25 protein-coding genes and 1 pseudogene are annotated in these 23,296 nt (G+C 57.4%); 14 read left to right on the forward strand and 12 right to left on the reverse strand.

Translation table 11 applies throughout. The annotated features are described in order from the left end of the window. Positions 1–409: hypothetical protein (locus AC33YF_RS05275; protein WP_491776157.1), on the forward strand; the 409-nt coding region annotated here is incomplete at its 5' end. A 655-nt stretch (positions 410–1,064) separates the two neighbouring features. On the opposite strand, the gene AC33YF_RS05280 is transcribed toward AC33YF_RS05275, so the two are convergent. Next, positions 1,065–1,271 (reverse strand): dodecin family protein, encoded by a 207-nt coding sequence (locus AC33YF_RS05280; protein WP_491776158.1) that lies wholly within the window; start codon positions 1,269–1,271, stop codon positions 1,065–1,067. Positions 1,272–2,037: 766 nt separating this feature from the next. Here AC33YF_RS05280 and AC33YF_RS05285 point away from each other — a divergent pair. Together AC33YF_RS05285 and AC33YF_RS05290 are read left to right on the forward strand one after the other, a co-directional pair. Beyond that, complete coding sequence (locus tag AC33YF_RS05285) at positions 2,038–2,451, forward strand: hypothetical protein (RefSeq protein WP_491776159.1); 414 nt, start codon at positions 2,038–2,040, stop codon at positions 2,449–2,451. Beyond that, complete coding sequence (locus AC33YF_RS05290) at positions 2,448–2,627, forward strand: hypothetical protein (RefSeq protein WP_491776160.1); 180 nt, start codon at positions 2,448–2,450, stop codon at positions 2,625–2,627. The genes AC33YF_RS05285 and AC33YF_RS05290 overlap by 4 nt, the downstream gene beginning before the upstream one ends. Before the next feature lie 139 nt (positions 2,628–2,766). On the opposite strand, the gene AC33YF_RS05295 is transcribed toward AC33YF_RS05290, so the two are convergent. Both AC33YF_RS05295 and AC33YF_RS05300 read right to left on the reverse strand, forming a co-directional pair. Next, the gene (locus tag AC33YF_RS05295; protein WP_491776161.1) at positions 2,767–4,077 is read right to left on the reverse strand and encodes an FCSD flavin-binding domain-containing protein; all 1,311 of its coding nucleotides are present in this window, start codon (positions 4,075–4,077) and stop codon (positions 2,767–2,769) included. 115 nt (positions 4,078–4,192) lie between these two features. After that, on the reverse strand, positions 4,193–4,543 hold the full coding sequence (locus AC33YF_RS05300; RefSeq protein WP_491776162.1) for a c-type cytochrome: 351 nt from the start codon (positions 4,541–4,543) through the stop codon (positions 4,193–4,195). 305 nt (positions 4,544–4,848) lie between these two features. Between AC33YF_RS05300 and AC33YF_RS05305 the strand changes: the two genes are divergently transcribed. Both AC33YF_RS05305 and AC33YF_RS05310 read left to right on the forward strand, forming a co-directional pair. Then, positions 4,849–6,975: a molybdopterin-containing oxidoreductase family protein gene (locus AC33YF_RS05305; RefSeq protein WP_491776163.1), complete on the forward strand. Its 2,127-nt coding sequence runs from the start codon at positions 4,849–4,851 to the stop codon at positions 6,973–6,975. Between the two features lie 135 nt (positions 6,976–7,110). Continuing rightward, a complete protein-coding gene (locus AC33YF_RS05310; RefSeq protein ID WP_491776164.1) occupies positions 7,111–7,512 on the forward strand; it encodes a hypothetical protein in 402 nt (133 codons plus the stop codon). A 46-nt stretch (positions 7,513–7,558) separates the two neighbouring features. On the opposite strand, the gene AC33YF_RS05315 is transcribed toward AC33YF_RS05310, so the two are convergent. Next, complete coding sequence (locus AC33YF_RS05315; protein ID WP_491776165.1) at positions 7,559–8,164, reverse strand: rhodanese-like domain-containing protein; 606 nt, start codon at positions 8,162–8,164, stop codon at positions 7,559–7,561. Between the two features lie 205 nt (positions 8,165–8,369). On the opposite strand from AC33YF_RS05315, the gene AC33YF_RS05320 reads away from it, so the two are divergent. Continuing rightward, positions 8,370–8,621, forward strand: a complete 252-nt coding sequence (locus tag AC33YF_RS05320; RefSeq protein WP_491776166.1) for a hypothetical protein — start codon at positions 8,370–8,372, stop codon at positions 8,619–8,621. A 1,156-nt stretch (positions 8,622–9,777) separates the two neighbouring features. Next, the gene (locus tag AC33YF_RS05325) at positions 9,778–10,218 is read left to right on the forward strand and encodes a hypothetical protein (protein WP_491776167.1); all 441 of its coding nucleotides are present in this window, start codon (positions 9,778–9,780) and stop codon (positions 10,216–10,218) included. Positions 10,219–10,224: 6 nt separating this feature from the next. Here the strand turns inward: AC33YF_RS05325 and AC33YF_RS05330 are convergent. Continuing rightward, positions 10,225–10,644, reverse strand: a pseudogene (locus tag AC33YF_RS05330) (ester cyclase). Positions 10,645–10,651: 7 nt separating this feature from the next. Then, the gene (locus tag AC33YF_RS05335; protein WP_491776168.1) at positions 10,652–10,834 is read right to left on the reverse strand and encodes a hypothetical protein; all 183 of its coding nucleotides are present in this window, start codon (positions 10,832–10,834) and stop codon (positions 10,652–10,654) included. A 288-nt stretch (positions 10,835–11,122) separates the two neighbouring features. Between AC33YF_RS05335 and AC33YF_RS05340 the strand changes: the two genes are divergently transcribed. Then, the gene (locus AC33YF_RS05340; RefSeq protein WP_491776169.1) at positions 11,123–12,358 is read left to right on the forward strand and encodes a cation:proton antiporter; all 1,236 of its coding nucleotides are present in this window, start codon (positions 11,123–11,125) and stop codon (positions 12,356–12,358) included. 76 nt (positions 12,359–12,434) lie between these two features. Further along, positions 12,435–12,914: a fasciclin domain-containing protein gene (locus tag AC33YF_RS05345; RefSeq protein ID WP_491776170.1), complete on the forward strand. Its 480-nt coding sequence runs from the start codon at positions 12,435–12,437 to the stop codon at positions 12,912–12,914. Positions 12,915–13,439: 525 nt separating this feature from the next. On the opposite strand, the gene AC33YF_RS05350 is transcribed toward AC33YF_RS05345, so the two are convergent. Together AC33YF_RS05350 and AC33YF_RS05355 are read right to left on the reverse strand one after the other, a co-directional pair. Further along, on the reverse strand, positions 13,440–13,838 hold the full coding sequence (locus tag AC33YF_RS05350; RefSeq protein WP_491776171.1) for a DoxX family protein: 399 nt from the start codon (positions 13,836–13,838) through the stop codon (positions 13,440–13,442). 180 nt (positions 13,839–14,018) lie between these two features. Beyond that, positions 14,019–15,050 (reverse strand): glutamine synthetase beta-grasp domain-containing protein, encoded by a 1,032-nt coding sequence (locus AC33YF_RS05355; RefSeq protein ID WP_491776172.1) that lies wholly within the window; start codon positions 15,048–15,050, stop codon positions 14,019–14,021. A 415-nt stretch (positions 15,051–15,465) separates the two neighbouring features. Between AC33YF_RS05355 and AC33YF_RS05360 the strand changes: the two genes are divergently transcribed. Beyond that, entirely contained in the window at positions 15,466–15,669 is a 204-nt protein-coding gene (locus AC33YF_RS05360; RefSeq protein WP_491776173.1) for a DUF2735 domain-containing protein, read from the forward strand. 97 nt (positions 15,670–15,766) lie between these two features. Here the strand turns inward: AC33YF_RS05360 and AC33YF_RS05365 are convergent, their stop codons facing one another. The 4 genes from AC33YF_RS05365 to AC33YF_RS05380 all read right to left on the reverse strand — a co-directional run bounded on the left by AC33YF_RS05365 (position 15,767) and on the right by AC33YF_RS05380 (position 20,101). Beyond that, positions 15,767–16,960: a type III PLP-dependent enzyme domain-containing protein gene (locus AC33YF_RS05365; RefSeq protein WP_491776174.1), complete on the reverse strand. Its 1,194-nt coding sequence runs from the start codon at positions 16,958–16,960 to the stop codon at positions 15,767–15,769. 46 nt (positions 16,961–17,006) lie between these two features. Continuing rightward, the gene (locus AC33YF_RS05370; RefSeq protein ID WP_491776175.1) at positions 17,007–18,419 is read right to left on the reverse strand and encodes a caspase family protein; all 1,413 of its coding nucleotides are present in this window, start codon (positions 18,417–18,419) and stop codon (positions 17,007–17,009) included. A gap of 82 nt (positions 18,420–18,501) precedes the next feature. Continuing rightward, positions 18,502–19,437 carry a cytochrome C gene (locus AC33YF_RS05375; RefSeq protein ID WP_491776176.1) on the reverse strand — a complete coding sequence of 312 codons (936 nt, stop codon included), beginning with the start codon at positions 19,435–19,437 and terminating at the stop codon, positions 18,502–18,504. 34 nt (positions 19,438–19,471) lie between these two features. Beyond that, a complete protein-coding gene (locus AC33YF_RS05380) occupies positions 19,472–20,101 on the reverse strand; it encodes a glutathione S-transferase N-terminal domain-containing protein (protein ID WP_491776195.1) in 630 nt (209 codons plus the stop codon). A gap of 348 nt (positions 20,102–20,449) precedes the next feature. On the opposite strand from AC33YF_RS05380, the gene AC33YF_RS05385 reads away from it, so the two are divergent. The 4 genes from AC33YF_RS05385 to AC33YF_RS05400 all read left to right on the forward strand — a co-directional run bounded on the left by AC33YF_RS05385 (position 20,450) and on the right by AC33YF_RS05400 (position 23,280). Beyond that, positions 20,450–21,097 carry a DUF1045 domain-containing protein gene (locus AC33YF_RS05385; RefSeq protein WP_491776177.1) on the forward strand — a complete coding sequence of 216 codons (648 nt, stop codon included), beginning with the start codon at positions 20,450–20,452 and terminating at the stop codon, positions 21,095–21,097. 47 nt (positions 21,098–21,144) lie between these two features. Beyond that, entirely contained in the window at positions 21,145–21,324 is a 180-nt protein-coding gene (locus tag AC33YF_RS05390) for a hypothetical protein (protein ID WP_491776178.1), read from the forward strand. A 251-nt stretch (positions 21,325–21,575) separates the two neighbouring features. Next, a complete protein-coding gene (locus AC33YF_RS05395; protein ID WP_491776179.1) occupies positions 21,576–22,274 on the forward strand; it encodes a 2OG-Fe(II) oxygenase family protein in 699 nt (232 codons plus the stop codon). Between the two features lie 124 nt (positions 22,275–22,398). Continuing rightward, positions 22,399–23,280: an NAD(P)-dependent oxidoreductase gene (locus AC33YF_RS05400; protein WP_491776180.1), complete on the forward strand. Its 882-nt coding sequence runs from the start codon at positions 22,399–22,401 to the stop codon at positions 23,278–23,280. Positions 23,281–23,296 lie beyond the last annotated feature (16 nt).

A 23,296-nucleotide genomic window follows, 5' to 3' on the forward strand; every position in this document is an offset into this window, starting at 1 on the left:
GCTGGCTGCGGGGCTTTCTTTTTGTCTGCTACACTCAGCCTGCGGGGAGGAAGCACAGAGGGAGGTCGGACATATGGACGTGGCGCTCGGCATTCTGGTCATCGCTATACTTGTGGGCTTGACGGTTCTCGCCTTCACGCAAAAGGAGACTTTCCCGAAGATCGCGCTTCCACTTTATTGGGCATCACTGCTGACACTGCTTGGGTTGGCCGGTGAGGCCCTCGGAACAAGGTCCGCCGTTAAGGCCATGCGCCCCTTCATTGATCCGGGAAAGGCAAGTGAGGCTCAGGCTGTGATGGCAACACTCGGCACGCCGTGGTGGGCGATGCTCGGCGTATTGGCCATCGCGGCTTATCTATTTTTCTTGTTGTTTCTCCCAATGATCCTGGGGACGCACAAAAAGATGTAGTGTTCGCGTTCTGCTTCACTCAGTCTGCCCGGGGGCGATTAACGTCATTTGCCGTGAAGGGTGGTTTTTTCCATTCGGCGTTCATATATGTTCGTCTTGTGATGGTGATCCCTCCCATCACATTGGTTCCCCCCAAACGGAACCCTAAAGCCCTGCACTCCCCCCGTGCGGGGCTTTGTCTTGTTTGATAGTCGAGGCAAAGAAAAAGCCCGCTCCCCCCGGACCAGGCTTTCCCCCCTAGCGAATGCTAGTTCCCTCAGAAATGATGATGCAAATCTGACCCGCAAGCGTGGCAACAATCGGGCAGCATGGGTTGCTATGTCACTGAAGGAAATACTTTTTCCTGAGGGAAAACTTGCTCAACTTCATAGAGCCTATGAACAGCTCCTTCGCATCTCCTGAGAGTGTGAGCATGACGTCAGGTGGCTTCTTATGGCTACGTTCTGCTGCGGCCCATGGCGCGATGTACGCTCGTATTTGCTAGCTTCTAGTAAACGCGGGGGGAAAGCACAGAGAGGGCTTCCCGTGACATCAAGACGTCTCCCAACACCTCAACAGATCGAGCAGAATCGGGCACGCAGCCGGTGCCAGAGCAGTACCGACTCTCGACAGAAGGTGTGCTGCTATTCGTTAGCGAGCGCGCGGTTCGATGGTGCTATTCGTACTTGAACGAAAGTCTGACTTTGGTCCGGTAGGCTTTGACCTTGCCGTTCTTCACGACCATGTCTTGCTCCACAACTTCGGCCACCCGTAAGTCGCGCAAGCTTTTTGATGCCTTCTGGACGGCCACTTTGCCAGCCTCCTCCCAAGACTTTGAGCTTGTGCCGATGAGATGAACGACTTTGTAGACATTGTCCTTCATAGCGAACTCTCCTTTTGCTCGGATTAGCAGAGGTGCTGCGCCGGTCCCCGGCAACGGTCGCAGGGCCTATTATCGTTGAGTGCCGAGAAAGGGTGAGCATGCACCTGCTGAGGGCCCAATGCCAGGCACCTATCTCGCAATGCAGCAGCCTCTAGCGCGTCACCGTAGCCTTCACGCGTGACAGTAGACTGCTACGGCAGGCCTGCGCGAGGGAAAGCACACCCTACAGAGACCGGCGGACTTTCACTTCCCAGCACGCATTGCTTCGGGATAGAAGCAGGTATGAAGCGGCTCCTAGCGGGTTGCCGCCGCCTCTTTTCAGCCCTGGTGCTTGCACCGGGGCTTCCTTTTGTCTCCGCGTCGATGGTTTGCGTTGCAGCGTTATCCCGTAAGACGCTTGGTGCTGCCCACGTCACGCGGCGAGTTAGTGTCCCTGACCCGGACGCGCTCACTCCCAGAGATGAGAGGTGAGCCGAAGGAGGGGGCCCCGCGCCGCATCCCTGCTTGCTGGCTGCGGGGTTTTCTTTTTGCCGAACTCCATTGATCCCCATCATTGATCCCCATCAAAGTCACCGCACTGCCTGCGGTAGTCCAATAGCAAGGCCGCGCTAGGCGTTGCTGCTCCCTCCCTACGAACATCAATGCTTATGATGGCGGCGGCCCGGTGCTGCATGAGTACCGAGTATGCAGGCCGGGCCTTCAAACCTCGCTTCGCGCGCGCCTCAACGTTCGCCCTGCAGTATACTGAGAATGAGAGGTCGAGACGATGATCGAGAACATGACAGTTACGCAGTTATTGGCAGCGTTTGTCGGCTTGTACATGATTGCGGCAGGTATCGGTTTCCTGCGCGACAGCAACGCCTACGCGAAAATGCTGAGGGAGTTCAGGGACGACACGGCACTTGGGTTTACTACAGGAGCGTTCGTACTCGCCCTTGGTGCTGGGATGGTTGCTGTTCACAACGACTGGACGGGGCCGCTCGCCATTGTTGTATCGGTGATTGCGTGGTGGACGCTCATCAAGGGCTTTTGCTTATTGGCGATCCGAGACCGCTTTCTGCGGGTGGCAGACGCTATCGCGATTGAGAACGGCGCACTGCTTGGCATCCTCATCATCGTCCTGGGGGCTGCGCTCTTGGCTGCCGGGGTTGTTGGGGGCGAACGCGGAGGAAGGCCATGAGCACGGCTGCCATGAATAGCAAAGAACGCATGCAGAAAGCCTTGCTGGACGGCGATATGGACGCCTACGAACGCGAGGCTCAAAGTCGCTTCTGGACCGGAGTTTACCTGCTTGCTAGCTGGATCGCGGTCTGGTGGGTCAGCTTAGGGATCATTGTCTGGTTCTTGTCCGACTGACGAAGACCGCCGCAGCTCGGCCTGCCGTTTGGCTGCTACACTTAGCATGCGCGAGGGAAAGGCGATCAGACGCTGACATCGCGCATATTCTGACCACGGATAAGGCTCGGCAGATTGCTGCGGGGAAAGTCGGACACCCTTACCCGAAGACTTGCGTTGTGATCGTTCGGAACCAACTCGAACCGTAATCGGCCTCAAGGCGCCGGAACTCTGCAGATGCATGGATGGGGCTGATGCCACCCGCTCCCTTTATGGACTCGAGCAGGTTGTCTCCGGGCTCGTAAACGCCCGCGATTGAAATGCCGTAGCCGGGGGCTATCAGGCTGTAGCACGTGTTCGCAAGCTTCGTGCGAATGGGCGGTTCGCCATTTAGCAAACGCGCGACTTGGACAGCGCACACCTTGCCTTGTGCATTCGCCGCGAACGCGGACTTCGGCATGGCACCGGCGATCGCCGCGTCACCCAACACATGAATGCCCGCCTGCAGTGTCGACTCAAACGTAACTGGATCGATCGGACACCATCCTGTCTCGTCCGCAAGCCCTGTCGTTTGGGCAATCTGGGCCGCACGCTGTGGCGGGATCACATTCGCAACATCGACATGGATTTCCCGAGACTCCGTCACCAGCACCTTCTCGGTAGGCTTTACCGCGATCAAAGGCCCAAAATCGAAGACGCCATGCCACTCGATCAGGTCGCCATAGAGCTCCGTCCAAGCACGTTGAAATAGGATCTGCTTTGAGAAATGCTCTTTCGAATCGAGGATCAGCAACTTGGAACGCGGTTTCGCTGCTTGCAGATAGTTCGCAATAAGGCTGGCCCGCTCATACGGGCCTGGCGGGCAGCGAAAGGGGTTTGTGGGCGGCGCAATGGCGACCACGCCGCCATCCGGCATTTCTTCGATTTGCTTGCGCAGCAACAATGTCTGCGGGCCTGCTTCCCACGCGTGCGGCATCAGCTCAGCCGCCGCCTTGTCGTAGCCAGGGATCGCATTCCAGATGATCTCAATACCCGGCGCCATCACCAGCCGGTCGTATGAGAATTCCAAGCCCCCATCCGTCCGGACAGTTTTGGCTACGGGATCGACGCGGTTTGCGCGATCGAAGACCATGTGTACGCCTGTAGCCGCGACGCCATCATAGCCGAAGCGAATGGCTGAAACCGGCCGCAACCCACCAATCACAAGATTGCTGTAAGCACAGGAATAGAAGGTGCGGCGCGGCTCGATCAGCGTCACATCGATCGATGGATTGGCGGCGCGGAGGAATCGCGCGACCGTAGCACCGGCATATCCGCCGCCGATGACGACGACGCGCGCCGCGACAGATTTTACTGGGGCCCCTTGCGCCGACGCGGCCCACACCCATGAGGCAGCCGAGGCGCTGGTAACCACAGCCGTCGTAGCGGCCAAAAACTGGCGACGATTCAACTTTGCATCGTTGGTGCTCATTTAGGACGCTCTGATCTCTTTTCCTGGCACGCGTCCGATCCACGCGGCAGAGGCTGGCCGAGTAGTGCAGGAAATAGTCTTCGCATCAAGACACAGCACTTCAACTGAAAGTGCGTCAGTTCGCGAGATCCTCGGATTTAGGCCCGGCGTGTTCGGCGAGATATTGGGCCATAGCATCGATCTCAGATTCGCTATACCCCTTCGCGATCCGATTCATCACCGTCCCCGATAGTTCGTCGGATCGGTAAGCGAGCATAGCCTCTCGGATCTCTGAGGCCGGACGACCATAGATTTGCGGAAAGTCATCGTTGGGAAGGTTCTTCGCGTGACAACCGGAACAACTTGCCGTGAGCAGAGCAATATCGGCCACGCTCTCACCTGACTGAGCCGGTACGGCGTTGATCGTTACCGCAGCGACTGCGAGGAAACGCAAGGAGTGGCGGCGTAAAAGCTGACGAAAGTGCATGGAAAACTCTTGCTCGATTTCGGCAAGGGCGCAAGGGCGTGCTTACGTCGACCCCGAATGAGTCGCATTCTGGAGTCGACACCGCGTTGTAAGCTACTCAAGCCAAGGGCTCAGCCAAACCAAGCTGGACGTTTGAAATACGCCCAGTCTCGGATGCTGAAATCATGGGCAACCGCAAATTTAGACCTTTCGGTCGCCCTGTAATCTGCCAAGATGGGGATGAGCGATTTTTCAAGTGACGAGAGCTGGAGCAGCACAGTTTGGCTGCCGCTGGGCAAAGTGATGGTGGCAACAGGAGGAAGCACATGAACCAAGAACCCAAGCGCGAGATCTTCTTTGGGGGCTGCCCTCATGATTGTCCCGACACCTGCGCAATGCTGTTTGAGGTTGAAGATGGCATTTTGAAGGGGGTCAGAGGCAATCCGGAGCATCCCATGACGCGCGGGGGCCTGTGTGTAAAGCTCAAGGACTATGAGAAGCGCCACTACCATCCCGACCGTTTGCTCTATCCGCTGCGCCGCACGGGCCCGAAGGGTTCAAAGCAGTTCGAACGCATCTCATGGGACGAGGCACTCGATGAGGTCACCTCTCGTTGGAAAGACATCATCAACGAGTACGGACCTCAGGCGATCGTTCCCTACAGTTATTTGGGCCATCAGGGCCTGGTGCATGGTCTGAATGGTGGAGACGCCTTCTTCAATCGTATGGGCGCGACCGTGTGCGAACGCACGTTCTGCGGTGAAGGCTCGTGTACAGCCTGGTTGCTGACAGTTGGTGCGACTGCTGGCGTTGATCCGGAGAGCTATATTCATTCGAAGTACATCGTCATTTGGGCTTGCAACAGCGTCAGCACCAATTTGCATCATTGGGCCATCGTGAAAGACGCCCAAAAGGCGGGCGCAAAGGTCGTGGTGATCGATGCTTATAAATCGAGAACTGCCAAGGAAGCCGATTGGCATATCTGCCCCAAGCCCGGCACGGATGCGGCCCTCGCCATGGCAGTCATCAATTCGATCATTGATCAGGGCCTGGTCGATGAAGATTACGTCGCCAACTACACGGTTGGCTTCGAGGCGCTCAAAGAACGAGCGTCGACCCGGACGCCGGAATGGGCCGAGCAGATCACCGGTATTCCCGCCGACGATATCCGCAAGTTCGCGCGCGAGCTCGCGACCGAGCAGCCTGCCGCTATTCGCATGGGCGTTGCGCTCGAAAGACACTATGGCGGCGGTCAAACCATTCGCGCCGTTACCAGCATCCCTGCTCTAACCGGAGCGTGGCGTCACGTGGGCGGCGGCGCCACACAGTTCCCGGTTTGGGAGCATCCCTACAAATTTGATGTGATCTGCCGTCCCGATCTGATTCCCGAAGGGACCCGTGTCATCAACAATCTGCAGATTGGGCGCGCGCTCGTCGGCGAGATGGATCTCGACCCCCCAATCAAATCGATGATGTGCTGGAACTCGAATCCCGTCACGCAGGCGCCCGAGACCGACAAAATCGTTCAAGGGCTAATGCGCGAGGATCTGTTCATGGTCTCGGCCGAGCACTTCATCTCCGACACGGCGTCCTATGCCGACATCGTGCTCCCCGCGTCCATGGGCGCCGAGATGGAGGATATGATTCTTTCCTGGGGTCATCTTTACCTGACCTACAATACGAAGTGTGCTGACTCTCCAGGTGAGGCCATTCCGAACAACGAGATCTTTCGGCGTTTAGCCACACGGATGGGCTACGAGGAAGAGAACTTCAAGTGGTCGGACAGCGAATGCTTAGAAAACTATGTCGACTGGGATTCACCAGCCTGCGACGGCATCGACCTGGAGTATATGCGTCAGCACGGCTACGCGCGGTTGAAGGTCGGTACGAAAGACGATCGGGCCCCACACAAGGCAGGTAACTTCCCGACCGAGTCCGGTAAGTGTCACTTCGAAATTGAGGGTGCAACCAACTTCGTCGCCGGCCCCTTCCGTCAGATGTATGACGCGTTCCAGCCGGGTGAAGAACTAGACTCTCTCCCCGACTATATCCCGATGCGGAACTCTCCCGACACGAACCCCGATCTGGCCAAGCGATTCCCGCTGAACATCGTTTCCCCGAAGAGCCACGGCTTCCTCAACTCTTGCTATGCCAATATGGAGCACAAGATTAAGGGACAGGGCGAACAGTTCGTGCTGATCAGTGCAGCAGATGCAGAGCGGCGCGGCATTGTCGATGGTGATCGCGTACAGGTCGCCAACGAGCAAGGCGCCTTCAAAGGTGTTGCGAGAATCAGTGAGGATGTGAATCCCGGTATCGTCGTTGCGACGCTCGGCTATTGGCGCCAGCTCAATCAGGGCACGGTGAATTCGATCAGCTCGGCGGAGTTTACGGATATGGGTCATGCCCCGTCTTTCTCCGACAATCTTGTTGAGGTAACGCTCAGCAACTAAGACGGGCTCGGAACACGGATGCCCAAAGACAGCTTGGGTGAACTTGCGTGCCGGTTTCTTTGCGTTGGACAACAACGGTCTTACGTCGCTGGTGAAGTCAGCATGCCAGCAGCATGGCCGCTAGGACATTGCACTATGCTCAAGCAGATCTTGCTCTTGTGGCTTTCCACTCGGCCAATACCTACTGAAGCGAAGTCTGTCGGTGCTTTCCTAATCTGGAGCGCCGATGAGAGAGACTGGCGCGTCAAAGGGCTGTCCCTTCGCAAGGTTGTAGAATTCACGGGCTATCCGGCCGCGATTGTTGAAAGCACAGTCGACGAACTCAAAGAGACTCTCGTCATTGCAGCCGGAGAAGTGCGTAAGGGCGTCATCAATTGCCAGCTCGATGTACTTCACATGACGCGAAGCAGCAGCATTCGACTCGCCGAAGCAGGCTATCGCGCCGAATTCGAAGCCGTATTCGGCTACCTCGAGGCTATGTCGCCCGATATGGAGTCGCGAATGGAGACTGTAGTCCCGTTCCCGGGCCACAGCTGAGGCGGGTCGAAGTCCGGTTGCGAAAGTAACCTCGCTCGAGGTCCGCTTAGTTGTCCCAAGCAACACCGGCTGGGAGCTTGTAAGTCCATGGTAGCCCAGCATTGCGCCAGCCGTTTTTGGCGCGCCTTCCATCAGGCGCCTTATCGCCCTCAAACCCTTCGACGAGATTCCAGACATTGGTGTAACCCGCGCCAATGAGCTTTCGCGCCGCAACCGCAGACCGAGAGCCAGACCTGCAGCTGACAAAGATTGGGTCTGACTTCGTCCTCCCCTTAGCCGCGACAACTTCGTCGACATTGGCAACGAAGTCGTCGTTCACCACCATGCGATACTGCCCCGTTTCGGGGTCTACCTCGTGTGTTGCGAGTGCGATCGGAACAATCTTGTCGACACCCTCCGCAAGCCCAACGAACATCACCTCTATCGGGTCGCGGACATCAATAAAGAGAATGTCGGGGTTCTGGGTTAGAGCGCGGTGCGCCTCTTCCGGCGTCAGATAAAGCCCCAGAGGCGTGGCCTTCGCTGGCTTGATCGTCGCAGTATCGATCTCGGACTGGATCGCCGCGTTATCCGCGTTCGCACCAGGGAAACCTAGCGCGAGAAAAGTGAGGGTGGCTCCAGCAAAGATGCTTTTGAATACTTTGCGTGACATTGCCTTGTCTCCCAAGAGGTCGGCCTCAAGGCCGGCGAGCATGATATTATTATAGCAGCAAACCAACCTTTGATCAGTGACGCAGATCACCTATCGACTCGTCTCGGGCTATAGACCCGCAGATTTGAGGACGATTGTCTGACAGCAGCCTCATTTCTCTGCAATGCTAAGACTTTGCCGGGGGGACCAACTTGAGGGGATTGTAATGAACAGAATTATGGTGGCCTGTGGCATGGCTTGCGCTTTGGTTGTAGGCGCCTTTACGTTCTCGGCAACACCAGCAAACGCAGGTGTTTATGTGAGGGCTCCGGGCGTTCGGGTCGGTGTCGGTATCGGGCCGCGCTATTATCGCCCCTATCGCTATGCCCGACGTCCCTACTACCGCAGCCGTTACTACGGACCCCGCCCCTATAAACGCCGCTGGCGTCGGCGGGCACGGCGTGCCTATTACTGGTAGATAGCTCCCGCGATTTTTACGCCAAGAGCTCTCCGAGGCATTACGTAACGAAAAGTTGCGGCGCGCTTTAGCGCGCCGATGGTTCCATTCGGCCTTCGCCAGGAACCCAAGCCAATTGCTATCTCCAAACCTGAACGTCAGCTGTATGGGCGGTTCATTCGTGGTTCAAGCGGCCTCGCGTTCAATGCGTGTCGTCAGGCCCTGAACTGGCAAAGACGAGCCTCTCCCCTGCGATCGAGTGCGGAGCGTCAGGGCGTTCCGCACTCCTCCCGATGAATCGGGGGGCAGATGTGCAACATGAGGTGGCGTCATGAGTAAATTCGCAATGCTTGCGACTAGCGTCGTTCTGGTAATCTCGTGGGCGGGCGTAGTGGGTCTCGTCACGGTCTTCTTCGCGACAATCTGAACGCGACACTTCGGATGGCGGCGCCGCTCTCCCGGTCAAGTGATCGACACGGCCGCGTGAACGAGTGAGAGCTTCAGCGCACTTCGTTCGGACTCAGCGTGCTTCGCAACGTGGGCCGCGGGTATCTACCCTCAGATCAACACAAGCCCACCAGCAATTCCGCGACGGGTGCCTTGATAAGGAGAGATACCATGAAGGCGATCATGCTTGCTCTTACGATCCTCGCAGCCACCGGCGCACCGGTTCTCGCTGACGGTTTCCCGAATCCCTACCAGACGAATTTCGACCGATAAGCGGCGCTCACTCGCGCGAGGCCTTTGCTTGCCCCTCCCTGGCCGAGGACTTCTGATCTAACTGTCTGCGAGTGATCCGACGAAAAGATACGGTCGTTTTGTGGGTATCTGGCTGCGTTGACTCCTTGCCCCCGAGCCATCCGCAGCCCGGTACCTCCATTAGCCCCGGCGCCCTCGTACTGGGGCTTTTATTTGCCAGCGGCAATCCGAAGACTGCCGAGTGCTTAGAGCGTTGGTGCGTCCCCCTAGGAGCCCCGGCCAAGGAACGGAGAGCAGCGGCCGGGGCTCAGGACCACCTCAAGCCAGCGGGAGTGGGTTCTCAACCGCGGTGGTCAAAAGGGAAACGGCACTGCCCTGCTCACGGATTAGTGGGTTGCCAAATTTCAATTCGTCGGTTGGATGTGCTGAAAGAGGTGCGGGTACACCGCCGACTGCGGATTAATCAGGGAGGCGGTCTATGCAATGGACAGAGGTAGGAGCTTTCGCGTTGTTGGTCATCGGATCGGCTGCGAGCGCCGAGACGCGCGGACCGGAAGCCGAGCACACGGGGAACGCGACGAGTGCTGGCACACCTTCAATTGAGGATACCTGGGCGCGCATGGCCACCGAAATGGGCAAAAATCTCCCCATGGCGGTGGATGACAAGACTACTTGGCTGACCGTATCGAATGAAGGAGCCGTGCTCGTGTCGACATTTCGGATTGATCTGCCGAAGGAACAGATCCAAGCGACCAAAGAGGAGATGGAGCGCGCCGCCATTGAGAACACATGCCGCGGAACCGAAAGCGGCCAAGAGTTACTCGATGCGGGTGGCGTCCTAAGGCAAGTGTTCTACGATAGCAATGATGAGCTTGCCGTTACGATTGATGTCGATAGCAAGTCCTGTCGCCAGCGCTGACGCGCGTCATCCAAAGGTGAGCGGTACAGCACCGATCTGCTGCAATAGGCTGAGCATGTCTTCGGCGCCGTCATGCTCCGTAATCTTCCCGTCAACGATCGTCTCTATATCGACCCCTGAAATTTCGAAGGCCCTGCCAGACGGCGGGTAGCCGAACTACTCCCCTGTTTGCGTGCCCGTCAGCGTCCATTTAACGATCGTCTTGACGCCGTGCTCGATAACGTAGTCGACCTTGATGTGCCAATCGGGAAACGCGGCAGCTTGCTCCCTGATGAGCCTCTTTACGCCTTCGATACCGCTACCCAGACCGAAAGGGGCGATCCGATTGACGTAGCCCGGCGCATAGATTTGGCCGAGCACCTCGAACTTCTTTTGGTTGATGACCTCATGGTAAAATCTGTAGAGAGGGTTGTCTTCGTTGAACATGGGCGCCCTACTCGTCAGATGGATCGAGCCGCAGCGCCCGACCCTCCGCGCCGTCGATCACAATATAGAGCGTGCCGTCAGGCCCGCTGGCAAAGCCGCGGCTTATTCGAACGTCCGCCACTGCCGACGCGGCGAATAAAGAGATCGCAAAGGCAGTGGAAACGACTAAGGCGGTGGCGACTGCACGCACGGATTAAGTCCTCCGGGTCCAAAGCATAAGTTTTCGTTCGGCATAGAGGCCAACGCTTTCAGGCCATTTGCCGGCCGAGGCACGACTTGCCATCTGAGTGTCTTCACACAGTATGTCGTCCCGATGACTTACGCGACACTTGGGCCTTCGCGCGCGTTTCACAAGCCATCGCTGGGTTTTGAACAAGGTCGCCATAGCAATTGGCGAACGCAACGTTAGAATCGCGCTTCAATATCCGGTGTGCATACCAAAACAGCATCTGCGCAGGATGCTGGGGATCGCGAACAAATGTCAGGCGAGTGGGGTCTTTTGGCGGTTGCCGCTTTGGTATTCGTCTATGCACTTTTGGGCAGACGGCTGTCCGACAGCATTCTCACAGCGCCCATGCTGTTTCTCTTCGCGGGGTGGGGCTTCCAAGCCTTGGGCCTGGTCGAACTTGACCAAGGCACACACGGTCTGTACATCCTCGCGGAGGTCAGCCTCGTCGTTCTACTCTTTGCAGACGCTGCAGCGATCGATCCTCGGCGCCTGTGGAAAGGGGCCTCTATCCCTGCGCGGATGCTCGTCCTTGGTCTTCCACTTGCCATCCTATTGGGCTTCGGCACGGCCTTCGGCCTGATGCCAACATGGCCGCTGTGGGAACTGGCCCTGGTCGCGGCGATCTTGGCGCCCACCGATGCCGCGCTTAGCCAGCCGATCATCACCGACCCACGCGTCCCAAAGAGGGTCAGTCAATCGCTGTCAGCAGAGAGCGGGCTCAACGATGGTTTCGCACTCCCATTCGTTATCTTTTTTGGATGCTTTGCCGTTGGTGGGATCCATGACCAGCTGCAGGTGCCCTGGTGGGTCTTTGTCGGCGAGCAGGTTGGCCTCGGCGCGCTGATGGGGGTCGCTGTTGGGTATGGCGGCGGTTGGCTACTACGCATTGCGCAAGACCACGGGCTGACATCCGACCGGTTTGGCGGCATTGCGGTCCTTGCGCTTGCGGGACTTGCCTATCTTACGGCGCATGCAGTTGATGGAAACGGCTTTCTGGCCGCATTCACCGCAGGCCTCGCGTTTGGCGAAGTTCTTCGCGGACGAAGTCACTTTGTGTTCGAATTCATCGAGACGGAGGGGCAGATCCTAGCTGTTCTGTCCTTCTTTGTGATCGGCGCTGTCCTGCTACCTGTGGGCTTGCCAAACGTGACATGGGCGATGGTGGCCCTTGTGCTGGCGAGTCTGTTCCTTGTGCGTCCAGTTGCAATCTGGCTGTCACTCGCTGGCACTGGGGTCCCTTGGGAGGAAAAGCTGTTCTACGGGTGGTTCGGCCCACGCGGGCTGGCCACTGCACTCTTTGCTCTTCTGGTCCTCGATGCCTTCGACCTCCTCCAGATGCGCGATGAGATCTTGGCTATTGCGGCGCTTGCTGTATTGGCCAGTTCGATTCTTCACGGATTGACGGCGGCGCCCGCGGCTCGGTCGTTCGAGAAGGAGACCGACGCTAAGGAAACCCACGCCGACAGCCCTCTCACAGACACGTGATGGACGGACGGTGATCTACAGCATCCGACGCGCGCGTTGAAAGATCGTATCTAACAATCTCTCAACGGAGACTTTTATGAAAGTTTTGCGCCTACTCACCGTTCTCACCCTTACGCTGTTCACCGCCTCCGCTGCCAGTGCCGCAGAGAAGGACATTGTCGACACCGCGGCCGGCGCCGGTCAGTTCGAAACGCTGGTTGCCGCAGTTAAGGCTGCTGGTCTTGTTGACACGCTGAAGGGTGATGGTCCCTTCACCGTATTTGCGCCGAACGACGAAGCGTTCAAAAAGCTTCCCGCCGGCACGGTCGAGGATCTCCTGAAGCCCGAAAATAAGGACAAGCTCGTCTCTATTCTGACCTACCATGTTGTTCCGGGGAAGATCATGGCGGGCGACATCGCTGGCAAGGAGACCGAGGTAAAGACTGTTCAGGGCGACAAGCTCGACGTCAACGCCAAGGACGGCGTGGTGGTGGATAAGGCCAAGGTCGTGAAGGCTGATATTGTCACGTCCAACGGCGTGATCCACGTCATCGACTCGGTCGTGATGCCTAACTAAATTTGTCCACGACTTAATAATTGCAACGGGCTTCGGCGACTAGTCGGAGCCCGTTTCTTTTTAACAGCGCCACGGACGGGTAGCACGTTTCCACGTCCGACGGATCGGTCGGCATACAGTCCGGCAAACCTCCCAGCGACGCACGCGGACGCGTAACCAGCTCGGGTACGAATCGGACGACGTAAATACCTTCCCTTCATGAAACTAGCGCTGGAGCTGTGCAGTTCGAGTGCTATGTCTCGGTCGGTGTATTCGCGACTTGGCGACCGTCGTGACGTTCAGCCGGCCAGAGAGCAAATCGTCCGGCAACCTTGTCTTTATCCAGAAAGCGTGTTCGCGCTGTTCGGCACCGGCCCCGCGCGAGACATCTTTCCCCAGGTTTCCCCCGAGGAGTCCAATCAGAGCGATCGCCGAGATGGCTAGGGTTATATGCCGACATAAGTTCATCGCCGCCGAGTGTGATTCGGCGGCGATGAACGGCGCGTTTAGCGACTTACTTGATAATCGGTTTACGTATCAGCGCCACTAGCCGTCACGCTTCCGAAGCTCATCCAGGCTCCACGGTCCCCCACCTGCAAAGGCGAAATAGAGAAAGATGAAGCAGTAGAGGATGGCTGCATCGCCACCGTTCTGTAGCGGATAGATGCTCTGGGGTGCATGGAACTGCCAGTAGGCCACTGCCATCATGCCCGAAAGGATGAAGGCCATAGGCCGCGTGAATAGGCCAAGGACGAGCAAGATACCGCCGATGATTTCCAACCAACCGCCGATCCACATCTGCGACATAAACTCGGGTGCCCCGCGCTCTGTCGCTGGAAAATTGAAAATCTTGGCCGTCCCATGCGCCATAAAGATCAGTGCTGAGACAATGCGCAGGATGCTTAGAATGCGCGGAGCCCACTCAGTTTGAAGTTTATCGGCCATATTAGCGTTCCCTCCAAAGAATCGCATACGAACGCCTGCAAGCTTAGCTCGCAAAAATCGGTCCGTCATGTCACCAGGTTAATGGAAGATGACCACCCAGATGTGAAAAAGGGGAGCCCAACGGGCTCCCCTTCCACATTTACTCGTGTCGCCACGCGTTTCGCGCGACCACCAGCGGTGCTAGGCGGCTGCCGTAACTCTTGTCGGAACCTCGGCGACGGTCTTCAGGATCTGAGACGCAATGGCGTAGGGATCGCCCTGCGAGTTCGGGCGACGATCCTCAAGATAGCCCCGGTAGCCGTTCCTGACGAAGCTGTGCGGCACACGGATGGAAGCACCACGGTCAGCAACGCCATAGGAAAACTTATTCCATGGCGCGGTCTCGTGCTTACCGGTCAGACGCATATGGTTGTCAGGTCCGTACACGGCGATGTGGTCTTGCAAGTTCTTCTCAAACTGAGCCATGAGCGCCTTGAAATACTCTTCACCTCCAACGTCACGCAGGTAGGCGGTGGAGAAATTCGCGTGCATCCCCGAGCCGTTCCAGTCGGTGTCACCCAGCGGTTTACAGTGATACTCGATATCAACACCGTACTTCTCGGTCAGACGCTCAAGCAAGTAGCGCGCCATCCACATTTCGTCGGCAGCTTTTTTGGATCCTTTGCCGAAGATCTGGAACTCCCATTGGCCCTTGGCCACTTCGGCATTGATGCCCTCGTGGTTGATGCCGCACTCAAGGCACAGATCGAGATGCTCTTCAACGATCTGGCGCGCAATCGAACCGACCTGGCTGTGGCCGACACCGGTGTAGTATTTGCCCTGCGGTTCCGGGAAACCCTGATCAGGGAAGCCGAGAGGGCGGCCTTCTTTATAGAAAAAGTACTCCTGCTCGAAACCGAACCAGGCGCCTTCATCGTCAAGAATGGTCGCGCGCTTGTTCGACTCGTGCGGCGTGCCGTCCGGGTTCATCACTTCGCACAGAACAAGTGCGCCGTTGGTACGAGACGGATCTTCGAAAATGCGTACCGGCTTCAAGACGCAGTCGGAGTTGCTGCCATCGGCCTGCAACGTTGAGCTGCCATCAAAGCCCCACTCCGGGAGCTGATCTAGCGTTGGAAAGCTATCGTACTCTTTGATCTGGGTCTTGCCACGCAGGTTAGGCACGGGCGTATAGCCGTCCAGCCAAATGTACTCGAGCTTAAACTTGGTCATTGTGAGTCCTTCTGAGTTAAACGACAGTTCGGATGAATCCCACCATGGCCGCGAGAGGCTAGCGGCCATCTGTTCCGAAAAGCATTTTTTGTGCCAGTGCGAACATCATCCGCACGCGCAACAAATCAGACCGTCGTGCTAGCCGAAGGCGCGTGTCTCTAGATTGTTTTTTGTACAATCTTATCAGCTTCTTAGTAACACGCCGTCAGCTGATACTTTTCTGCATCGGTCCAGCAAGCAAAGGGTCTGCGAGTTGGTGCGAGCTCATGCCACGGAATGGAGCAGAAGAAGTACTGCTCAAATGTTCGCCACTTCGCGATTATTTTGTGCAAGCCACTCCGTGGTTTCGATATAGCTGACTCAAGGTGTCTCGCGGTGATTCTGCCGTACGGCACACACAACAATGGAGGAAACCATGACGGCAAACGCGCAAGGGGGGACGGCAAAGATAATTCCCTTTCCGAAAGGCGACCGCTCGGGATCGAGTGGCGACCAGCACGGCTTTCACACAGCTGACGATCTTCTGGCGTCAATGCGCATAGCCTACGTGGACTATGGGAGCGGCTCCTATCACGAAGCGGCCATTCAAGACGCGCGGCAGCATTCCCACGAGCAATGACGGGCAAATACTAGACCCGTTGCCGGAAGAGCTCGCCGAAGACTGAGCATAGCCGTTTCTTTTGAGGCAAAAGGCCTCACACAGATTGTCTAGACCATCAGATTCTTGCAGAGCGCTCAGCATGCGGTGTGTCCAGCTCCATCTGCGCGAACATCGATAGGATGGGTTCATCGGTCAGCGTTACCTCTTCAAAGTCACCAAAACCATTGAAGCGGTTTGCTAGCACGCGGCCATACGCGCCTACTTGGCCAATCTCTAGGTAATCGCCCTCCCCAACAGCATCGGGCAAAACGAATGGCCCAGGCAGATAATCGGCACTGTCGCAAGTTGGGCCGTAGCAGCTGAAAGCTGTCTTCGCCGGCCCCACGTCTTCGCGATCCGGAGTGACACAGCGCACGGGGAACCGAAAACCGGAATAAGCGGCATCGAACAGAGAACCAAAGGCGCCGTCGTTGATGTAGAGCGTATTCCCGCGGCGCGCATCAACGCGCACGATCACAGCCTCAGCCTCGGCGACCAGCGCGCGCCCCGGCTCGCACAATAATTCGCAAGCGTGCTTGACCACCAACGCATTCGCGGCCTTAGCAATCTCGTCGATATAACAATCGAGGGCCGGCGGGTCTGAATGTGGATATCGCGCTGGGAAGCCGCCGCCAATGTTGATCGCATCGACCATTACACCGGACGCGACGATGAGCTGCCCGACCTGGTTCAAAGCTTCGCAAAATGCGGCGGGAACCACAGCCTGCGACCCAACGTGGAAGGTTATGCCGAGGCGTGCTGCATGCTGGCGCGCTCTCAGGAGAAGAGGAGGCGCTTCTTCGGCGCTGGCTCCATACTTTCCTTCAAGCGGGATAAGACTGTGTGTGTTGGGGCAGGCAACCCGTAAGTAGAGCATTAAGTCCTCTGCTCCGCCTGTCGCCGCGAGTATCTTGCCCAGCTCATCATGAGAATCGAAAGCGAAGCTCCGCGCGCCAAACTCGCTATAGGCCTGCGCGATGGCGCCTCGCGACTTGACAGGGTTCATGTAATAGAGCTCCGCGCCATCGATGGACTTGACGCGCTCCATCTCGGCGAGCGAGGCGACGTCAAAGCTGCGAATACCGGCCGCAGCCACAGCATCGAGAATAGGTTGCGAGTCATTGGCCTTGGTTGCGTAAAGCACGCGCCCCGGGAAGTTATATAGAAACCACTTTGTCGCGCGTGTCGCCGCATGGGGCCGAAATGCCAAGATGGGGCGCTCCGGGTTATGCTGACGAAGATACTCTTCCGCGCAGGAGAACACTTTCATTCGAAAATCTCATCCAGTCTTGTGAAGCCGTTTCGGCGCCTCGCACCTAGCCCTGCTCGGTACTGTCGGAGCTACGCTTCGGAGCCTTCAACACAGTCGTTCCGGCACTTGACAGTTCTGGACTTTGCAGCAGCCCGAACGTCTTCTGCGCGGCGAGGCGCACCATTGCAGCCGTGTAAGCATGGAGTTCGGCGCTATCGACTGCTCCGTCCCCATTGCCGACGGGCGCAAGATCTGCGTTGCCAGAGAGGCCTTCAATCAGATAGCGCGTGAACAGACCAATGTCGTACTCAAGATCTATGAGAGCACGCTGACCGCGATCTGCTGATACCAACACTGTTAGAGGCGACTGGGCCTTCCCAGGAAGCGCGCTGCGCTTTGTCTCCGGAATATTCGGCGGGAGGATATAGTTTCCGTGGTCTCGGCCAAACGAGCTCTCCAGCAGAACGACGACCTGCTCTGCGCCTAACTCTGCGAGGTTGGCGTAGAGAGTTGAAAGCGGATAGCCCCGCCGCTCCTCGCGATAAGCCTCGGCTTCGACGGGTAGCAAATAGGCTTCGTCCTGGGAGGCGTTGACGGCTCCGTGACCCGAAAAATAGACGAAGACCCTCGCGTTAGGACGTGCCTGTACAAGGCGCTTCAGTTCTCCATCCGAACCGGGAACGGGTCCAAACACGCGCTCCAAATCAGCCCGCCCCGCATTTTGCAGATCGATGACTTGGTCCTGTCGGAAACCCATATGCTCGGTGAGAAACAAGTACATCGCACCTGCATCATGCCGTGCAGTACGGGCGGTCGGCAGATTCTCATAGGTGTGGTTGCCAATAACCACCGCGATCGCATTCTCGTCTTCGCGCATCGTCGGCATCGCGCGGTATAGCTCGCGAATGCGGCTAAACGACTTCACCACGTTGCCGCTTAAGCTACCCGGCCGCGGCATTTGGCTTGGCGGCGTGCTGCACAACTGGATATCCCCCTCCTCCTCGATGCGCCACACATCCTTCAAGGGCAGATGCCCAGAGATCTGCACACAAGAACGGCACCAAACAACGCCGTAGCGGCTGTACAGGTCGTCCAACTGTTTTTGACTAAGTCCGTAAGGTGGAGGCAAGCATTCAGGCAGGCAGGCCCTTGCCATCACGGACGGCCCGTGCGCGTCACGCAGCTTCGCCAGCAGATCTTCCGGTAGGCAGTCGATGTCGAGTTGACCCTCTTGTCGAAACGCAGGTGGGGCCAGGGGTGTGGCGGGGTTTTCCGGCACGGCTTCCGCGGCGGGTACCACTGGGGTGTCTACATCGGGCGCCAGATCAGCGATGGTCGTATCTGCTTCAGAACTGATGACGGCCCCTGTTTGAGCTGCGCTATCCCCCATCACTTCCATACCCTGCGCAGCGCCTTGCGAGACGGGCACTGCATACGCGGCGCCTGCAATCGCTGCGGCAACGCAGAAAAACAGCAAACTTTGATTTCTGGAGTTCCCCGCCATCGTAATCCTGAAGCCTTATGTTCGCGAAGCACGCTAGAGCGACCGCGCAAAGTCTTCAAGGCGTCTCTGCCGAATCCGGTCGCGCAGGCAACGTTTTGAGAAAAGCAGCGATAGCCTCCCGGTCGCTAGCGGGCAGCCGCGCCATGTTTTCCTGGACTGGTATCATGGACTCCCCAACCACATCGAAGTCAGGGTCCGACCCTGTCTCAAGGAAGTAGACGATATCCTGCTGGCTCCAGTCCCCTATGCCCTCCGGGCTGGTTGTGATGTTGGGCGCATCGCCCCTGCCCTCCGGACTCTTCGCGCCAGCAAACGCTTCGCGCGCAATAACGCCCCCCAAGGCATTTCGAGGGCTGTGGCACTCCGTGCAATGGCCTGGCCCCAACACCAGGTACCCGCCTCGATTGACGGATTCGGTAGTATCAGGGTCAGGCACAAAAGTTTTCCCGTCTACATAGAGTCGCTGAAAGATACCCACGCCTCGGCGAATGTTGTATGGGAAGCGAAGGTCGTTATCGCGAACCGCGCTTCGCACCGGAGGCAACGTGTCGAGACAGGCCTTGAGGTCAATGAGATCCGAAAAGCGCATGCGTTGATACGATGTATACGGAAATACCAAATACAGATGAACGCCGCCAGGGGCGACGCCGCGTTTCATCGCGTTCACAAAATCCAGCGTGGACCAGCCTCCGATGCCACTCTCTGGATCCGGAGAGATATTCGGCGCATAGAATGTGCCCACATCTGTCCTGAGACAGCGACCGCCGGCAAGCTGCGTCTCGTCCTCGATGTCGAGACTGTCGCAGGCCCCGACGGGCACGGCATGGCACTCCGCGCACCCACCAGCGATGAATAAGTTTTTGCCGTTCGAAACATCCGGTGCGTGATCCGGCAGGTCCGAAGCCGTGAACACAACAGGTATCGTGAGGATGTAGAACGCAGCCCCTGCGGCTGCAACGAACGCTAACCCGAGAACAAGGAGCGTTCGCATCGCCACTCAACCTCCATAAGCCTGCTTTATCGAGTCACGGTAACGGCAACTCTCTTCCGGCGCCCACCACATCCCAACCCCTTTGCACTGCGGGCCGTGCGGCGATGGCATGGTACCATCGCTTGATGTTGGGGTAGTCTTGAACATCCACCGGCTGGATTGGATACCTCGCGATCCAGGGCCAGATCGCTATATCGGCGACAGTATAGTCACCCGCCACGTACTCGACATCGCCCAAACGCTTCTCAAGAACGCCCCAGAGACGACGAGCCTCGGTCGTGTAGCGCTCTTCAGCATACGGGCTTTTGCCTGGGTGATACGAAACGAAGTGATGTACTTGACCTAGAAACGGGCCGGCGCCGCCCATCTGCCACATCAGCCACTCATGCGTCCGCCATTTGCCCTCGAAGTCACTCGGCATGAGCAGGCCTGACTTCTCTGCGAGATAGAGCAATATCGCGCCCGACTCCATTAGCTGCAGTCCGTTGTCGTGATCGACGATAGCTGGGATCTTGTTGTTCGGAGAGATCTTGAGGAATTCGGGATCGAACTGCGCGCCGTTCTCGATGTCAATGCGGTGCACTCTGTACGGCAACTCGATCTCCTCAAGCATGATCGAAGCCTTCTGCCCATTGGGTGTCATCCATGTGTAGAGGTCGATCACGCGCTCAATCCCTTTATACATTCAGGTAACTCTTCGAAATTCCCGGTCTGATTCATTAAGTCTTCACCGCTTCGCCGCGGTATCGCCTGAAACAGGTCGCGTCAAGGTCACAGCGCATGTTTAGCCAATGGAGTATGGCCGAGTGAGCGTGGCGCCAGCTTGAGGGGGATGGGTATGCTCAATCCAACAGAACGGGAGCAACAACAAGGAACAAGCGCCGAGCCGCTCTAAAGCGAACGGACGCTGTTTTCCATTTGCTTCACCACACGCCCCGGCAGCGCTCTCGCGCAATTCGGCCGCTCCTGGTTTGGTCGGGTAAACGGCGGCGCGACGCTTCAAGCATTCTCCATGTCTGGTCTCGCGGGCGTTGCATCAATCGGCAGTGCGCCGATGCCCGGGCGCCATCTCGGACTACACGCGCCGTTTTTCACACCCGCGCCGCTTCGAAAAGGTGTGAGGCTCGACGAGGTCACAACGCACCTTGCGAGCTTTGCGGCCAACAGACAGCCGATTGAAACCGGTCCGCTTCAGCTTACACGGACTCACCGTACTTTGACCCTGAGGCCAACTAAGCCACGCCCGGAACTCGACTGGCTGGCGCTGCAGTGTTTCAACGCGTTCGACTCATATGCCGATAGGCCGGAAACGATCGAGGGCGAGCAGCCCCATCTAAATCCTCACCAACGCCTACTCCTCAGGAGTTTTGGTCAGCCAAATGTGATGAGCGAATACCGTTTCTCGCTCACGCTGACCGGACCACTGGAGGAAGATCAAAGTGAGCGTCTCTCAAATGCCCTGCGCCCGTTGGTCTCAGATGTCTGCGACGTTGGCATTCGGGTAGATGGACTTTCATTGATAGGCAGCGTGAAGGAACAGACTGCAGGCCAACCTCTGGCAACCAATTCCGGGAGGCCAGTCCGGCTCCTTGGCCGGTATTCCCTCGCGGGCCGATGTTTTGCTGGGGTCAAGCGGGTCCCGTCACAGCCTCAGTTTTGACACAGGCATCGCCCAGTTTGTGGACATTGGGGGAACAGGGGATTCCAATGCCTAACTACGCTGAAATTCTATCTTTTCTCGCCGAAAATCCTCCACACCAGGAGGGTGAGTGCGAACTTCACGCCTCACTCTTGGAATTGCTGGCGAAGTGCTTGCGGAACGAGCAGGTCGCAACTGATGACGATTTCGCTGATTTTGGGGACATAATCGGGATATCGATCAACTAACCCGGAAACTTAACATTCGACCGCGGCCATCTTGGACGGACTTGAGCCGCATCAACGCCAACCCGCTCTTTTCGCTTGAAGTTCGAATGTGCACCTGCGGTAACTGCTAGGTTCTTATGGCTTATCGCCAATCGACCCGGTTCATTTGCACGCAAGGGACTGAGGGTGCTAATTGAGCAGCTAGATGGGATCGCCTGGGCGCTGTAGAAACCAGCATTTTTCGACCCAATCTCTAGGAGTTGACCGACATTATGAGGGAGAGCGCAGCCTTGAAGCCAGCGGATGTCGAAGCAAAGAGTTCGGCTGAAGACATTATACGCTGCTTCACCGAGAGCATCGCCAATGGCGATCACGACAGCACACCCTATCCGCACTGGGTGCTGAAGAACTGTTTTCCTGAGGACACGATCCAAGACATCCAGAGCCTGCCCTTCCCCGCTCCGTCACTTGATGGCGTATCCGGCAAGCGCGAGCTTCACAACGCGACCCGCAAATACTTCGATATCGAGAACCGTGACAAGCACGACTCCGTGAATGCCATTTCAGAGGCGTTTCAGGACAAGCGGATTACGGACACGATCGAGAAGGTGTTTGGTACCGACTTGGCGGGCACGTATTTGCGTATTGAATTCGCGCAAGATACGGATGGCTTTTGGTTGGAGCCCCATACTGATTTGGGTGTGAAGTCTTTCACAATGCTCCTCTACCTGTCCGACGAAGAAGGGCATGACGATCTCGGAACCGATGTCTACGACGCCAACAAAAAGCATGTTGCCCGCTCACCGTTTGCGCCCAATCTTGCATTTGTCTTCGTGCCTGGCGGCGACACCTATCACGGCTTTGAGCGGCGCCCCATCAAAGGCGTCCGGAAATCACTGATTATCAACTACGTCACGGATGAATGGCGCGCGCGCGAACAGCTTGCCTTCCCCGAGGCGCCGATTGACTAGGGCGTCCGCGCTAAGACGCGTTACCAATCAGATTAGTAAACGAGAGAATGGCCGGGTTCGTCCCGGCCATTTCCGTTATGGTTCTCGAAAATCGGATTGATCGAGCGACGATGGGGAAAGCCACATGAGTAAAGTAGCGTGGATCGGGCTTGGTGTGATGGGCTACCCGATGGCAGGTCATATCAAGAGCAACGGGCATGATGTCACCGTCTTCAACCGCACCCACGAAAAGGCTGAGAAATGGGTCAAGGAACACGGAGGAGCGCACGCAGCGACACCGGCAGAGGCTGCAGCGGAGGCCGATTTCGTCTTCACCTGCGTTGGAAATGACGACGACCTGAGCTCGGTGACATTGGGCCCAGACGGCTTCTATCGTTGGATGAAGACTGGGGCTGTTCATGTGGATCACACCACCGCTTCGGCGGAAATTGCGCGTGAGCTCCATAAAGTCGCAAAGAGTAGCGGCGCAGGCGCGCTCGATGCGCCGGTGTCTGGCGGTCAGGCGGGGGCGGAGAACGGCACGCTCACCGTCATGACCGGAGGCGATCAAGCAGACTTTGCCCGCGCAAAGCCCGTGATCGAGTCGTTCGCTAAAGCCGTGAATCTGATTGGTCCCTCAGGTGCCGGACAGCTCACCAAGATGGTGAACCAGATATGCATCGGTGGCCTGATTCAGGGGCTAGCAGAGGCGCTAAACTTCGGCATGCGCGCGGGCCTCGACATGGAGAAAGTGGTCGCAACGATCTCTCAAGGCGCCGCACAGTCTTGGCAGATGGACAATCGCTGGAAAACAATGATCGCAGGCGAGTTCGAGTTCGGCTTTGCCGTCGATTGGGTCCGTAAGGACTTTAGCATCTGCCTAGACGAAGCGCGCCACAATGGTGCGACGCTGCCGGTGACGGCGCTCGTCGACCAGTTCTATGCCGATGTTCAGGAAATGGGTGGGCGACGCTGGGATACGTCCAGTCTCATTGCTCGACTCAACCGAGATCTTTCGAAGCCCTAGTCCCACGAGTCGACGT

It is taken from the genome of Methyloceanibacter sp., from assembly GCF_058506495.1.